11 protein-coding genes are annotated in these 15,117 nt (G+C 72.4%); 7 read left to right on the plus strand and 4 right to left on the minus strand.

The window, feature by feature from the left end; all coding sequences use genetic code 11:
- Positions 1 to 922 (minus strand): DUF2637 domain-containing protein (locus ACFW2Y_RS28345; protein WP_384884880.1); only part of this gene is annotated, 922 nt, incomplete at its 3' end.
- Positions 923 to 1,126: 204 nt separating this feature from the next.
- Entirely contained in the window at positions 1,127 to 1,990 is an 864-nt protein-coding gene (locus ACFW2Y_RS28350; protein ID WP_384884882.1) for a (2Fe-2S)-binding protein, read from the minus strand.
- A gap of 337 nt (positions 1,991 to 2,327) precedes the next feature.
- Here ACFW2Y_RS28350 and ACFW2Y_RS28355 point away from each other — a divergent pair, with 337 nt between their 5' ends.
- Positions 2,328 to 3,143: a GntR family transcriptional regulator gene (locus ACFW2Y_RS28355; protein ID WP_384884900.1), complete on the plus strand. Its 816-nt coding sequence runs from the start codon at positions 2,328 to 2,330 to the stop codon at positions 3,141 to 3,143.
- Positions 3,144 to 3,389: 246 nt separating this feature from the next.
- Positions 3,390 to 5,045: a hypothetical protein gene (locus ACFW2Y_RS28360; protein ID WP_384884884.1), complete on the plus strand. Its 1,656-nt coding sequence runs from the start codon at positions 3,390 to 3,392 to the stop codon at positions 5,043 to 5,045.
- A gap of 32 nt (positions 5,046 to 5,077) precedes the next feature.
- Here the strand turns inward: ACFW2Y_RS28360 and ACFW2Y_RS28365 are convergent, their stop codons facing one another.
- On the minus strand, positions 5,078 to 5,866 hold the full coding sequence (locus ACFW2Y_RS28365; protein WP_384884886.1) for a hypothetical protein: 789 nt from the start codon (positions 5,864 to 5,866) through the stop codon (positions 5,078 to 5,080).
- A 406-nt stretch (positions 5,867 to 6,272) separates the two neighbouring features.
- The gene (locus tag ACFW2Y_RS28370) at positions 6,273 to 7,970 is read right to left on the minus strand and encodes a PucR family transcriptional regulator (RefSeq protein ID WP_384884888.1); all 1,698 of its coding nucleotides are present in this window, start codon (positions 7,968 to 7,970) and stop codon (positions 6,273 to 6,275) included.
- A 305-nt stretch (positions 7,971 to 8,275) separates the two neighbouring features.
- Here ACFW2Y_RS28370 and ACFW2Y_RS28375 point away from each other — a divergent pair, with 305 nt between their 5' ends.
- The 5 genes from ACFW2Y_RS28375 to ACFW2Y_RS28395 all read left to right on the plus strand — a co-directional run bounded on the left by ACFW2Y_RS28375 (position 8,276) and on the right by ACFW2Y_RS28395 (position 15,028).
- Positions 8,276 to 9,169 (plus strand): FAD binding domain-containing protein, encoded by an 894-nt coding sequence (locus ACFW2Y_RS28375; RefSeq protein ID WP_384884890.1) that lies wholly within the window; start codon positions 8,276 to 8,278, stop codon positions 9,167 to 9,169.
- A gap of 2 nt (positions 9,170 to 9,171) precedes the next feature.
- Entirely contained in the window at positions 9,172 to 9,765 is a 594-nt protein-coding gene (locus tag ACFW2Y_RS28380) for a (2Fe-2S)-binding protein (protein ID WP_384884892.1), read from the plus strand.
- A 2-nt stretch (positions 9,766 to 9,767) separates the two neighbouring features.
- A complete protein-coding gene (gene pucD, locus ACFW2Y_RS28385; RefSeq protein ID WP_384884894.1) occupies positions 9,768 to 12,173 on the plus strand; it encodes a xanthine dehydrogenase subunit D in 2,406 nt (801 codons plus the stop codon).
- A 204-nt stretch (positions 12,174 to 12,377) separates the two neighbouring features.
- A complete protein-coding gene (locus tag ACFW2Y_RS28390) occupies positions 12,378 to 13,844 on the plus strand; it encodes an NCS2 family permease (protein WP_384884896.1) in 1,467 nt (488 codons plus the stop codon).
- A gap of 44 nt (positions 13,845 to 13,888) precedes the next feature.
- Positions 13,889 to 15,028: an XdhC family protein gene (locus ACFW2Y_RS28395; RefSeq protein ID WP_384884898.1), complete on the plus strand. Its 1,140-nt coding sequence runs from the start codon at positions 13,889 to 13,891 to the stop codon at positions 15,026 to 15,028.
- The last annotated feature ends 89 nt before the right edge of the window (positions 15,029 to 15,117 follow it).

Consider the following 15,117-nt stretch of genomic DNA (forward strand, 5'->3'; position numbering starts at 1 on the left):
CCGCGACGGGTGCCTGCACGGCAGCCGTCGCGGAGCCCGACCCGGTGCCCGTCCCCGGTGCGGGAGCGCCACCGGGGGCGACGTTGAGCGCGGCCATCTCGACCTGGCGTCCGCCGCCCCGACCGAGTCCGAAGGCACGGTGCTGGCGGTTGATCGCCTTGAGCCTCGCCCGGTCCAGTTTGACCTGGTCGCGTCGGCGGATCCGGTTCTGTTCCCGCTCCTTCCGGTCCTCGCGCACCTCGTCGACCGCCTCGTCCAGGGTCCGCACGCCCTCCAGGAGCATCAGCGACCAGGCGGCGAAGGTCTCCCTGGGCGCCCTCAGCCACCGCACGATGCGGATCTGCGGCAGCGGGCGGGGCACCAGTCCCTGTTCGCGCAGTGCGGCCCTGCGGGTCTGCTTCAGGGCCCGGTCGAACAGCACCGCTGCCGACAGGGACATGCCCGCGAAGAACTGGGGTGCTCCGTCATGGCCCATTCCGCGGGGCGCGTGCACCCAGTTGAACCAGGCGGCAGCGCCCGCGAACAACCAGACGAGCAGGCGCGAACCGAGGGCCGCGTCGCCGTGGCTGGCTTCCCGGACGGCGAGCACCGAGCAGAACATGGCCGCGCCGTCGAGGCCGAAGGGGACGAGGTACTCCCAGCCTCCGACCAGGTTGAGGTTCTGGCGGCCGAAGCCCACCAGGCCGTGGAAGGAGAGCGCTGCGGCGACGGCCGCACAGCAGAAGAGGAGCCCGTACGAGGCGAAGCCGTAGACGGCCTCCTTGCGTCTGCGACGTTCCTCGCTGCGTTCCCAGGAGTCGTCGGCCGCGGCCTGGTCACCGGCGCGCTTCCCGCGCGCGAGCACCGCAACCGCCGTGAGGACCCCGGCCACCATCACGCCGCCCGGAAGCAGCCAGTCCAGCGATATGTCGGTCAGTCTCATGCGGTGTCCCTTGCATCGCAGTAGGGCGTTTGGCGGCCCATACTGGCCGACCCGGTGGGGTGCCCAAGGGGTTTCGGGGCAAGAGCACGCCATTGGGGTCCGACGGCATACGAATAGGTACGTTCTGGTCGAACGTCCATTCACGGAGCGATGCTTGAGTTCGATTTACACCACCCGGACAGGTGGCGTAACCACCCGACCGCCTCAGTCGGCAGCGGCCATCCGGCGGGTGCGCTCGGAGTCGGGGGTGCGGGGGCAGGTGAGGCAGGTGTCCTCGGGGCGCAGCGTGTAGAAGAAGCAGCAGCTGACCCGGTCGCGCGTGGTCCGCGGGGCGTCGTCCGCCCCTTCGGCGTCGGCCAGCTCGCGGAAGCCCGCAGCTCCCGCGTAGGGCTTGTGTGGTGAGGGGGACGGGAGGAGCAGTTCGAGCTCGGTCATTGCCCGCTCCTCCTCGCCGAGCAGGGCGGCGACGTACCAGAGCCCCTCCACGATCTCGTCCGTGGCCATCCCCCACAGGGCCCGGCGGCCGCGTCGCATTCGGGGTCCGAAGCCGCCGAGCACGGCCTCGAAGTGCTCGGCGAGCGAAGCGCGCACCTCGGCCCGCAGGGCTTCCCCGTCGGTGACGACCCGTGCCCCGGGCAGGGCGGCGGCGGGATCGTCCGGCAGGCAGGCGAACTCCTCGACGCGGGCGACCATGCGGCCGAGCGTGCGGTGGAAGGCGACGTTCCTAGTCGGGAGCCGGGGTACCCGGCGGTCCAGGAACCAGGGGACGGTGACGAGCAGGCAGGCCGGCCAGGCGTAGCGGTGCAATCCGAAGCCCGCAACGACGTCGGGGCGGGCCCGGGCGCCGTGGTCCCGGAGGATTTGGGCCTCGTCCCAGGAGAGGAAGGCGTCGAGCGCGGGGCCGCCGGCCGCGAGGGAGTCCGCGCCGACCCAGCCCGCGCCGCACGGCAGTCGTCCGTCCGGGACGGCTTCCTCCAGTCGGAGGGCGGGGAAGGCCTCGGCGAGCCGGGCATAGGCGGCGGCGACGGGGGAGGTGGGGGGAGCGGGCAACAGGGCGGGGACGGCCATGGGGGACCACCGAATCGCGAGCGTTGGAAGGTAAGCCTTACCTTACTCGATTTTGGTTGGTCGTTCCCCGCGGCACCCCCTCCCACCTGCGAAGCGGCCCGTATGCCCCGGATGTCGGCCCGTTCGCCTATGGTGCATGGAGGAACCCGGGCGACGCGAGCCCGGCCTGGCACGAGGCCGCAGGAGGACCCGGGTGGAGCAGGGCGCAGCGCGCGAGCGGGCGACGGACCGACCGTCCCCGCCCTTCGGCGACGCCGCACGCACCGTCCCCCCGCATCCGGAGGCGGTGCGGGCAGCGCCGGTGCGGGCGGAGCCGGAGGCGGTGCGGGCAGCGCCGGTGCGGGCGGAGTCGGTCCGTCCGGCCGCCCCGTTCACGGAGCCCGTCCGAGGAGCGTCCGCGCGAACCGGTTCCCCGTCCGAGGGGGCCGCCCGCGTCCCGGAGCAGGCGCGCGGCGGGGAGCCGGGCCGGGAAACAGGGGACGTCCGGGGGGAGCACCCGCACGGAGCGGTGGCGAGCCCCGGCCCCCGCGCCGTACGGCGACACTCCGTCCGGGGCCAGGTCCTCGACGCCCTGCGCACCGCCCTCGTCGGTGGAGAGCTCCTCCCCGGCGAGGTGTACTCGGCGCCCGTGCTCGCCGAGCGCTTCGGCGTCTCCGCCACTCCCGTGCGCGAGGCCATGCAGCGCCTCGCCGTCGAGGGGGCCGTCGAGGTCGTTCCCAACCGGGGCTTCCGCGTCACCGAGCGGACCCCTCGCGAGCTCGCGGAGCTGGCCGAGGTGCGCGCGCTCATCGAGGTGCCCGTCATGCTCGGCCTCGCCCGTACCGTGCCCGCCACCCGCTGGGCCGAGCTCCGCCCGCTCGCCGACGCCACCGTCGCCGCTGCCGCCCGGGGCGACCGCGCCCACTACGCCGAGGCCGACCGGGCCTTCCACCGGGCCGTGCTCTCCCTCGCCGGCAACCAGCAGCTGCTCGCCGTCGCCGACGACCTGCACCGCCGCTCCCAGTGGCCCCTGATCAGCGCGCCCGCGCTTCGGCACGGTGAGCTCGTCGCCGATGCGGCCGAGCACACGGCCCTGCTCGATGCCCTGATCGCCCAGGACCTGACGGTCGTGCAGAGCCTGGTGCGGGAGCACTTCACCGGCTCGGACTGCTGAGGGCCGTACCGCGGCCACGGCGGGCGCACGCCGGCCACGGCACCCCGCCGCGTCCTCGAACCGCCCGCCCGGTGCGAGGACGTCCCCTCGCCCTGTGGTGTGCCGGACGTGACGCCGTGCGCCGATCCACCGCGGATCACGGGACGGTCCTGAGGCCGGGCCGGTCGACGGGGCACCCCGCCGCGCCCCGGACGACTAAGGTCGGAGGTGTCAGCAGCCCGCACCGCGTCACCCGTGAGGTGTCCCATGCCGTCCGCGCCCCCGTCCCCGGTGTGGGACGGCACGGAAGCCGAGGCCACCGCCCTGCTCGGCTGGCTCACCGACCCCGATGCGCCCCGGCTCTGCCTCGTCACCGGCGCGCCGGGCAGCGGCAAGACGGCCCTGCTCGGCTGGCTCGCGGCCCACGGTCAGCGCTCCGCCCGCTCCCGCCGCCGCACGCCCCGGGTGTTCGTTCCGCTCGCCGGACAGACCGCGGTCGGGGCGGCCTGGACCATCGCCGACCGCCTCGGCGTCGTCGCCAGGTCGCCGGGCGACCTCGTCCACGCCCTCGCCACCAGCGAGACGCGGCCCACGGGCCGGGTCGTCCTCCTCCTCACGGATCTGCACGCCGCTGCCGAGCCCGCCGCGCTCACCCGGCTCATCGCAGAGCTCGCCGGTGTGGGGCGCATCCGGCTCGTCGTCGAAGCCCGCAGCGGAACCCCCGCCCCCGCCCTCCTGCGGTCCGAGCGCAGGGTCACCGTCGTCGATCTCGACGGCGCATCCGAAAGCACCGACGGCGCCTCCGTCGAGCCGGCGCCCCCGCTGCCCGACCTCTCCGACCCGCTGGCCGTCTGCGCCGCTGATCCCCTCCTCGTCACCACGGCCTACGTCACCGGCGCCGCACTCGCCGGGGTGCCGGGCACCCTCGACGGGCCCGAGCCGTCCGGCCGCTCCGGCGAGGCCGTCGTCGATGAGCACGGCGGGCTGCGCACCGCCTGGATGCGCTCCGGGCAGTCGCTCTGTCGCGAACAGTCTTCTTCGGAGCGGGCGTTGGTGCTGCTCGCCGCCCTCGGCGACAGCGCCGACCCCCGGCTGCGGCCCGCGCTCGCCGCGCTCGCGGAAGCGACCCCCTGGCGGCTCCGGTGGGCCCGCCACCGCGGCGACCTGAACCCGCCCTGGCCCGGACCGGTCACCGTGCTCGGCGCGGCGGGGGGCCCGCTGGCGAGCGTCGTCCTCGTCGGCGACCCCACCGGAACCGTACGCCTGCTCCACGAGGCCGATGCGAGGCCCGCCGGACGCCTCGCGCACTCCGTCGCCGGCCGGGTCACCGCGCTCGCGCCGGCACCCGACGGCACGGTGCTGCTCCTGGACGACCGGGGCCGACTGCACTCCGTGCGCGGGACGGAGCCGCGGGCCCCGTACCTGGAGCGGCTCACCGCGGCGGTCTCGGCGACCTTGGCCCGGCATCCGGGCACGGCCCTCTCGGCGATCGCGGGCTCGGTGGTGGTGGGGGACCGGCTGGGCTCCGTCCATGCCTTCGGGCTGACGGGCCTGTACCAGTCCGCTTCGCACAGCGGCAGGGTCACGGCGGTCGCTGCGGTCGAGTCCGAGACCCCGTTCGTCTGTTCCGGCGGCGTGGACGGGACCGTCCGGCTCTGGACCCCCGGCCGGGAACCGAGTCCCGAGCCCCTTGCCGAGCGTCCCTCGCCGGTGGTCTCCCTGCACGCGACCGAGACGCCGCGCGGGCCGCTGGTCGCCGCGGCCTGGGCGGACGGGCTGGTGGAACTCCACCGCCCGGAGGGCGGCCCGACGCTCTCCTTCAGGCCGGGCCCTCCCGTCCGCGCGGTTGCGGTCACCGGCTCCGGTTCCCTGCTCGTCGGAACCGACGAGAGTCTGGTGTGTCTGGTTCCCAGGGGGAAGTGACGCAGCGTCACCAGACTCTCCGCGGTGTGCCCTCAGGTGGCCGCCCGGGGGGTCAGCTGGGCCGAGAGCCAGGTCGGCACCCCGCCGAGCAACCGGAAGAGGCGTCGTGCTTCGGCACGCAGGCGACCCGCCTCCGGCTCGGTCTCGGTGGTCGCCAAGGCGGTGAGTGCCGGAGCCGTGCCGACCAGGTAGCCCAACTCCTCCCGGATCCGCAGCGATTCGGTGAAGCCGTGCCGCGCCTCGGCCAACTCGCCCTCACGCAGGGCGAGTCCGGCGAGATGGCGCCATGTGGAGGAGAGCAGGAGGGAGTCGCCCTGGGCGGTCGCCCCGGCGTGCGCCCTGCGGTACGCGGCCCGGGCCGCCTGGGGGGAGTCCCCGAGGTTCTGGGCGACCAGCCCGCGCCGGAAGTCGAGCAGTGGTCGCCCTTCGGCGGAGGGGGCGATCAGGGCCGCCGCCCGCCCCAGTGCCATCCGTGCCTCGTCGGCCCGGTCGTGCACGCCCAACAGCGTTGAGGCGTAGGCGAGGTATCCGCGTTCACAGGCCGCGGCACCGCGCTCTTCGTCGGTACGGGCGACGGCCTCGGCCGCCCGCAGCGCCTCCTCCGCGTCGGCCCAGCCCTTTTCGGTGTAGAGGCAGCGCTCGATCAACAACGCGGCCCGCTCGAGTGCGACCGACGGTTCCGCGGCGTGCGGTGCGAGCAGCGCCGCCGCGTCCGTCCAGCAACCTCGGGAGCGGAGACGCCATATGGCGGTCTCCACGGGTGTCTCCTTGCCGTAGGCGAGGGACGGATCTTCGCCACCCCTTGATTCGGAACCAGACATGGCGGTATCCGCCACATTGCCCTCCCCGAGCGCGCCATTGAGCTGTTGAGTAGGACGGCATCTCAGCACGAACGGCGGCACCCGGCCAAGGGGGCGGGTGAAAAAAATCACAAGAGTCCGCAGGGGGTGGGGACCCCCGCCCTGACCGGATCCGGCGGATCGTCAGGGGGTCGTTCGGCTCGTGATCATGCCGGTGATCAGGCTCGGACCCCCTTCTCGGGGGCCTCGGGGGAAGGCCCGCCGAGGGGCCGACCGACGCGTTTGGCGAGTCGCCCGAAAGAGTGAATTGCCGAAGCCTTCGGAGGGCTCTGGAACCCCCTTCCCGTTCGATGCCGACCGACCGACCGACCGACCGACCGACCGACCCGGACGATCTCCCCGCGCCCGCCCGCCGCGCCCGTCGGGCTCAGCTCATCCGCAGCGCGAGGAAGAAGTCGAGCTTGTCCTCCAGGCGGGAGAGGTCACGGCCGGTGAGCTGTTCGATCCGGCCCACTCGGTAGCGCAGCGTGTTCACGTGCAGGTGCAGCCGGGATGCGCAGCGGGTCCAGGAGCCGTCGCAGTCCAGGAAGGCCTCCAGGGTCGGGATGAGCTCCGCGCGGTGGCGCCGGTCGTAGTCCCGCAGCGGGTCGAGCAGCCGTGCCGTGAAGGCGCGCCGCACGTCGTCCGGGACGAACGGCAGCAGCAGCACGTGCGAGGCCAGCTCGTGGTGGCCGGCCGCGCAGACCCGGCCCGGGCGGGCGGCGGCCACCCGACGGGCGTGCCGGGCCTCCTCCAGGGCCCCGCGCAGTCCCTCCGCCGAGTGCACGGCCGCACTGACGCCGAGCGTGAGGCGCCCGTCGTCGGCGAGCCCGGCGGACAGCGGCGCGCGCACGGAGGCGAGCAGCGTGTCCGCGTGCAGGCCGAGTGCGGGGGCGGGGCCCTCGTCCTCGCTCTCCGGCAGGGGCCCCGTGGCCAGCGGGACGAGGGCGATCGCCTCGTCGCCGCTGTGCGCGACGGCGATCCGGTCGGCGGACTCGGCGCCGACGGTCGCCGGGTCGACGAGGACCTCCTCCAGGAGCGTCTGGGCGACCGGGCCGGTGTCCACGGCAGGGCCCTGACCGGCCTCCTGGTCCCAATCCACGCGGGCCACGACCACCTGCCAGTGCGGGGCCGTGCCGAGCCCGGGCAGCAGGACCGGGGCGGCGACCCGCAACCTGGCCGCGATCTCGGCGGGCGCGGCGCCCGTCTGCACGAGTTCCAGGACCTCCTGGGCGAGCCGGCGCCGCACCGTGCGGGCCGCGTCGCGACGGTCGCGCTCGACGGCGATCAGCTGGGTGACGCCCTGGAGGAGGTCGAGCCGGGCGGCGGGCCAGTCCCCGGCGTCCGCCTCGACGGCGAGCAGCCAGTCCGACAGGACCGTTTCGCGCACGTCACGGGAGGCGGGCCCGGTTCCCCGGCCGGCGTTGCGGATCGGGAAGAGTGAGTACGTCGTCCCCGCGACGCCCACGCGGTGCGGGCCGCGCCGACCTGTCCGGGTGGCGGCCAGGTGCTCACCGGCCAGGGTGGCGGCGAGCCCGGCGTCCAGGGGCTCGCCCGCCCCCGCGATCTGCCGGCCGGTGGGCGACAGGACCCAGGCCCGCAGGTCCAGGTCGGAGCCGAGGAGGTCGAGGACGACCTCGGGGCCGCCGCCCGCCGGACCGGAGGTCATGAGCCTGCGGTGCCGGTCGACGACGGCTGCCAGGTCGCCGGCCCGCTCGCCGGAGACCTGTCGAACAACGTGCTCGGTGATCGTCGCGAAAGCAACGGATTCATTGACCGCGAAAAGCGGCAGACGATGGCGCAAACACGCCTGTACGAGATCGTCGGGGATGTCACCCAGCTCTGCCTCGCCCGCCGCCATGGCCGCCACCCCGGCCGAGGCCAGGATCCGGACGAAGGGTTCGGAGTCCGCCGGGTCCGCCCTCCAGGCGAGACCAGTCAGCACCAGCTCGCCCCCCGAGAGGTAGCGGCTGGGGTCCTTCAGGTCCGTCGTCATCACGCCGCGGACGGTTCGGTCCAGCTCCTCCTCGCCCCCGAGCAGGCGCAGCCCGAGCGCGTCGTTCTCCAGCAGTGCGCGCAGCCGCATCGTGTCGCCGCCGTTCCTTCGTTCGCTGATGGGGTGTGTCGCGTTGTCGACGGTGACGTGGTGCCACCGTTTCCAGGGGAAAACGGCGAGGTTTCCGTTCCTCGCCTTTCGTTCGAATCTACAAGACGACGAAGGGCACCAGCCAACTCCTTCATGTTTTCGGTGACTGCACCCGGGCGATCGTGGCTTGTGTACTAGGCCACACACCGCGTGAACAGCACATGAACACGATGTCGAGGGCCGGCCGTCCCCCCGGGCCCGAGCAATCGACCCCCGATCGCCAGAATCACTAGAAGAGAGCCACCATGGACTTCCTTCGCCCCGCCAGCTGGGAGGAGGCGCTCGCCGCCAAGGCCGAGCACCCCACGGCCGTGCCCATCGCCGGTGGTACCGACGTCATGGTCGAGATCAACTTCGACCACCGGCGCCCCGAGTACCTCCTGGACCTGAACCGTATCGAGCTGCTGCGCGAGTGGGAGGTCGGCGAGGAGAACGTCCGCCTCGGTGCCTCCGTTCCGTACACCCAGATCATGGAGAACCTCCGCGCCGAACTGCCGGGCCTCGTGCTCGCCTCGCACACGGTCGCCTCCCCGCAGATCCGCAACCGGGGCGGCGTCGGGGGCAACCTCGGCACCGCGTCGCCCGCCGGTGACGCCCACCCCGCCCTGCTCGCCGCGGGTGCCGAGGTCGAGGTCGAGTCGCAGGCCCGCGGTAGCCGCTTCATCCCGATCGACGAGTTCTACACGGGAGTGAAGCGGAACGCGCTGCAGCCCGACGAGCTCATCAAGACCGTCCACATCAAGAAGGCGGACGGTCCCCAGCAGTACTCCAAGGTGGGCACCCGCAACGCCATGGTCATCGCCGTCTGCGCCTTCGGCCTGGCCCTGCACCCGGAGGCCCGGACGGTGCGCACCGGCATCGGCTCCGCCGCCCCGACCCCGATCCGCGCCAAGGAGGCCGAGGACTTCCTCAACGCCGCCCTGGAGGAAGGCGGCTTCTGGGACAACGGAAAGATCATCACCCCGTCGATCGCGAAGCAGTTCGCCGACCTCTGCTCGGGTGCCGCCAACCCGATCGACGACGTCCGAGGCACCGCCAAGTACCGGCGCCACGCCGTCGGCATCATGGCCCGCCGCCAGCTCGGCTGGACCTGGGAGCAGTACCGCGGCGCCCGCCGCACGCTTGAGGGAGCTGCCTGATCATGCGCGTCAATTTCACGGTCAACGGTCGTCCGCAGGAAGCCGACGACGTCTGGGAGGGCGAGTCCCTCCTCTACGTCCTGCGCGAGCGTCTGGGGCTGCCCGGCTCCAAGAACGCCTGTGAGCAGGGCGAGTGCGGTTCCTGCACGGTCCGCCTCGACGGGGTGCCGGTCTGTTCGTGCCTCGTCGCCGCCGGCCAGGTCGAGGGCCGCGAGGTGGTCACCGTCGAGGGGCTGGCCGACTTCGCCAAGCAGCGCGAGGAGCACGGTCACGGCGGCTGCGCCTCCGGCGCCTGCGGCACCCCGCTCGACGAGGCCAAGCAGTGGCAGGCCAAGCCCGGCCAGGACTCCCAGACGGGCGAGGGCGTCGAACTCTCCCCGATCCAGCAGGCGTTCATCGACGCCGGTGCCGTCCAGTGCGGCTTCTGCACCCCCGGTCTGCTGATCGCCGCCGACGAGCTCCTGGAGCGCAACGGCGAGCCGTCCGACCAGGACATCCGGGAGGCCCTGTCCGGCAACCTCTGCCGCTGCACGGGTTACGAGAAGATCCTCGACGCGGTTCGCCTGGCGGCCGCCCGTCAGGGAGAGGCGGTCTGACCATGGCGCAGAACACGCGCACCGTTCCGGCGGGCACGCCCACGAAGGTCACCCAGAACCACACCAAGGGCGGCATCGGCGAGTCCACGCTCCGCCCGGACGGCACCCTCAAGGTGACCGGTGAGTTCGCCTACTCCTCGGACATGTGGCACGAGGACATGCTGTGGGGCCAGACCCTGCGCTCCACCGTCGCCCACGCCGAGATCGTCTCCATCGACGTCTCCGAAGCCGTTGCGATGTCCGGCGTCTACGCCGTGCTGACCTACGACGACCTGCCGGCCGAGACGAAGAACTACGGTCTGGAGATCCAGGACACCCCGGTCCTCGCCCACGGCCGGGTGCGCCACCACGGCGAACCGGTGGCCCTGGTCGCCGCCGACCACCCGGAGACCGCCCGCCGCGCCGCGGCCAAGATCAAGATCGAGTACCGGGAACTCCCCGTCGTCACCGACGAGGCCTCCGCGCTCGCCCCGGACGCACCGCTCATCCACCCCGGCCGCGACGACCACCACTCCGGTCACGTGCCGCACCCCAACGTCGTGCACCGCCAGCCGATCATCCGCGGCAACGTGGAGGAGGCCCGCAAGCGCGCCGATGTGATCGTCGAGGGCGAGTACGTCTTCGGCATGCAGGACCAGGCGTTCCTCGGACCGGAGTCCGGTCTCGCGGTGCCCGCGGAGGACGGCGGCGTCGACCTCTACGTCGCCACCCAGTGGCTGCACTCGGACCTCAAGCAGATCGCCCCCGTCCTCGGCCTGCCCGAGGAGAAGGTGCGCATGACGCTCTCCGGCGTCGGCGGTGCCTTCGGCGGTCGCGAAGACATCTCGATGCAGATCCACGCCTGCCTGCTGGCGCTGCGCACCGGCAAGCCGGTCAAGATCGTCTACAACCGCTTCGAGTCCTTCTTCGGCCATGTGCACCGCCACCCCGCCAAGCTCCACTACGAGCACGGCGCCACCAAGGACGGCAAGCTCACCCACCTGAAGGCGCGGATCGTGCTGGACGGCGGCGCCTACGCCTCGGCCTCCCCGGCCGTGGTCGGCAACGCCTCCTCGCTCGGCGCCGGCCCGTACGTGATCGACGACGTCGAGATCGAGGCGGTCGCGCTCTACACCAACAACCCGCCCTGTGGCGCCATGCGCGGCTTCGGCGCGGTCCAGGCGTGCTTCGCCTACGAGGCGCAGATGGACAAGCTGGCGGCCAAGCTGGGCATGGACCCGGTCGAGTTCCGCCGGCTGAACGCCATGGAGCAGGGCACGGTCATGCCGACCGGCCAGGTCGTGGACTCGCCGGCTCCGGTCGCCGAGCTGCTGCGCCGGGTCAAGGCCCGCCCGATGCCGCCGGAGCGCCAGTGGGAGACCGCCGGCCAGGGCGCGGACGTCCGGGCCCTGCCGGGAGGCCTGTCCAACACCTCGCACGGCGAGGGCGTCGTCCGTGGCGTCGGCTATGCGGTCGGCATCAAGAACGTCGGCTTCTCCGAGGGCTTCGACGACTACTCGACGGCCCGCGTCGTCCTCCAGGTCATCAACGGCGAGCCGGTCGCCATGGTCCACACGGCCATGGCGGAGGTCGGCCAGGGCGGCGTCACGGTGCACGCCCAGATCGCCCGCACCGAGCTCGGCGTCACCCAGGTGACCATCCACCCGGCCGACACCCAGGTCGGCTCCGCCGGTTCGACGTCCGCCTCCCGGCAGACGTACATGACCGGCGGCGCGGTGAAGAACACCTGTGAGGCCGTCCGCGAGAAGGTGCTGGAGATCGGCCGCCGCAAGAACGGCTCCTACCATCCGGCATGGGCCACGGCCGAGCTGCTCCTGGAAGGCGGCAAGGTCGTCACCGACGGCGGCGAAGTCCTCGCGACCCTCGCGGACGTCCTGGACGGCGAGGAACCGATCGACCTCGAACTCGAGTTCCGCCACCGTCCCACCGTCCCCTTCGACCTGGTCACCGGCCAGGGCGACGGACACGTCCAGTACACCTTCGCCGCGCACCGCGCGGTGGTGGAGGTGGACACCGAGCTCGGCCTGGTCAAGGTCATCGAGCTCGCCACCGCGCAGGACGTCGGCAAGGCGCTCAACATGCTCTCCGTCGTCGGTCAGATCCAGGGCGGCACCACGCAGGGCCTGGGCGTCGCGGTGATGGAAGAGATCATCGTGGACCCGAACACCGCGAAGGTGCGCAACCCCTCCTTCACGGACTACCTGATCCCGACGATCCTCGACACGCCGACCATTCCGGTCGACGTCCTCGAACTGGCCGACCCCAATGCGCCGTACGGCCTGCGGGGACTCGGCGAGGCCCCGACCCTGTCGTCCACTCCGGCCGTCCTCGCGGCGATCCGGAACGCGACGGGCCTGGAGCTCAACAAGACGCCGGTCCGCCCCGAAGCGCTCACCGGCACCCTGTAGGACCCCTCCGGGCGGTGCGCGCATCCCGGGAACGTCACACCCTCCCCGCCCGCACCGTCCGGAGCACCCCCCGCAACACCGCAGTACCGCAACACCCCGTTCGTCTCGGGCCGTCCCCCGGGTCGTGCAGCCAACGTGATTTCCCAAATCCCGCAGTTCCAAAGATCCATGCGGGTGCCCCTTTGAACCTTGGGAGTAGGCCCCATGACCCAGTCGTCAGTGGAGCCCAAGACCACCGCGGAGGACGCGGGCTCCGGCTCGCGCAACCCCGCCGGGCGTTCTTGGCTCGACCGGTACTTTCACATCTCGGAGAGAGGATCCACCGTCGCGACGGAGATCCGCGGCGGCGTCACCACCTTCATGGCGATGGCGTACATTCTCCTGCTCAACCCCCTGATCCTCAGCGGCAAGGACGTCGACGGCAATCTGCTCAGCCAGCCGGCGCTCATCACCGCCACCGCTCTCGCCGCAGCCGCGACGACGCTGCTCATGGGCTTCTGGGGCAAGGTCCCGCTCGCCCTCGCCGCCGGCCTCAGCGTCTCCGGTGTGATGGCCTCGCAGGTCGTCCCCGTCATGACCTGGCCGCAGGCCATGGGCATGTCCGTGGCCTACGGTGCCGTGATCTGTCTCCTGGTCGTCACCGGCCTCCGCGAGATGATCATGAACGCGATCCCGCTCGCCCTGAAGCACGCCATCACCATCGGCATCGGCCTCTTCATCGCGATCATCGGCTTCGTGAAGGCCGGCTTCGTCCACGAGAACCCCGCCCCCGGCGGCGGCCCCGTCACCCTCGGCCCGGCCGGTGAGCTCGAAGGCTGGCCGGTCCTGATCTTCGCCTTCACCCTGCTGCTGATCTTCGCCCTGCAGTCCCGCAACATCCCCGGCGCCATCCTGATCGGCATCGTCGCCGGCACGATCGTCGCGGTCGCCCTCAACGCGATCGCCGACATCCCTGCCAAGGCCTGGTTCTCCGGCGCACCGGAACTCGACGGCAGCGCCGTCTCCGCACCGGACTTCTCCCTCATCGGAGAAGTGTCCTTCAGCGGCTGGGGCGACGTCGGGTACATCACGATCAGCATGATCGTCTTCACCCTGGTGCTGGCCGGCTTCTTCGACGCCATGGCGACCATCCTCGGCGTCGGCACCGAAGCCAAGCTCGCCGACGACAAGGGGCGGATGCCCGGCCTCTCCAAGGCCCTCTTCATCGACGGCGCCGGCGGTATCGTCGGTGGTGTGGGCGGAGCCTCCGGTCAGACGGTCTTCGTCGAGTCCGCCACCGGCGTCGGCGAGGGCGCCCGCACGGGTCTGGCCTCCGTGGTCACCGGCGGGTTCTTCGCCCTCTGCCTCTTCTTCACGCCGCTCACCACGATCGTCCCGCAGGAGGTCGCCGCCGCGGCCCTGGTCGTCATCGGCTCGATGATGATGCAGAACGCCAAGCACGTGGACTGGAGCGACCGGTCCGTCGCCATCCCGGTCTTCCTCACCGTGGTCCTCATGCCGTTCACGTACACCATCACCACGGGTGTCGCGGCCGGCGTGATCTCCTACGTCGTCATCAAGACGGCGCAGGGCAAGGCGCGCGAGGTCGGGGCCTTCATGTGGGGCCTCACCGCGATCTTCATCGTGTACTTCGCGATCCACCCCGTCGAGAGCTGGCTCGGCGTCAGCTGACGCCGTTCCCGCAGCCCTCCCCACACCTTCCAAGGAGAACCCAGATGCTGGACATCGCCGAAGAGCTGCACCGGTGGGTCGAGCAGGGGCGCGCCTTCGCCGTCGCCACCGTGGTGTCGGTCGGCGGCAGCGCGCCCCGGCAGCCGGGAGCCGCGCTCGCCGTCGACGGCGAGGGCACGGCGATCGGATCGGTCTCCGGCGGGTGTGTGGAGGGCGCGGTCTACGACCTGTGCCTACAGGCCCTCGAAGACGGCAAGACCGTCGTCGAGCGCTTCGGCTACAGCGACGAGGACGCCTTCGCGGTCGGTCTGACCTGCGGCGGCATCATCGACATCCTCGTCACCCCGGTCCGCGGCGGGGTCTTCCCCGCCGCGCTGGAAGCCGCCGCCACGGGGGAGGCGGCGGCCCTGGCCCGCATCGTCGGGGGCCCCGACGAGCTCATGGGACGGGCCCTCCTGGTCCGTCCCGACGGCTCCTACGAGGGCGGGCTCGGAGGTCACCCCGAGTTGGACCGCACCGCTGCCGGCGAGGCCCGCGCGATGCTCGACGCGGGCCGCACCGGCACCGTGGAGATCGGTGCGGACGGCAGTCGCTGCGGACGGCCGTTGAGCCTCCTGGTCGAGTCCTCCGTCCCGGCCCCCCGCATGATCGTCTTCGGTGCCATCGACTTCGCCGCCGCCCTGGTCCGGGTCGGCAAGTTCCTCGGCTACCACGTCACCGTCTGCGACGCGCGGCCCGTCTTCGCGACGCCGGCCCGCTTTCCCGAGGCCGACGAGGTCGTCGTCGAGTGGCCCCACCGCTACCTGGAGTCCACGGAGGTCGACGGTCGGAGCGTCCTGTGCGTCCTCACGCACGACGCCAAGTTCGACGTGCCACTCCTCCGGGCGGCCCTGAGGCTTCCCGTCGCCTACATCGGTGCGATGGGCTCCCGCCGCACCCACGAGGACCGCAACGAGCGCCTCCGCGAGGTCGGCGTCACCGAGCTCGAACTCGCCCGGCTGCGCTCCCCGATCGGCCTCGACCTCGGTGCCCGCACGCCCGAGGAGACCGCTCTCTCGATCGGCGCGGAGATCGTCGCGAGCCGACGGGGCGGCAGCGGCGTCTCCCTCACGGGCGCCCACACCCCGATCCACCACGACGGCCCCCGAGAGCCGGACGGACGCATCGGCTCCGTGGTGGCCTAGTGTCCTGAGTCTTAGAAGAGCTATAGAAGTATGCTGGGCTCATGGCACGCATGGGTCGACCGACGGTTGACGTGGTTCTGACGGATGAC

The organism is Streptomyces sp. NPDC058877 (genome assembly GCF_042742855.1).
Taxonomy (GTDB): Bacteria; Actinomycetota; Actinomycetes; order Streptomycetales; family Streptomycetaceae; genus Streptomyces.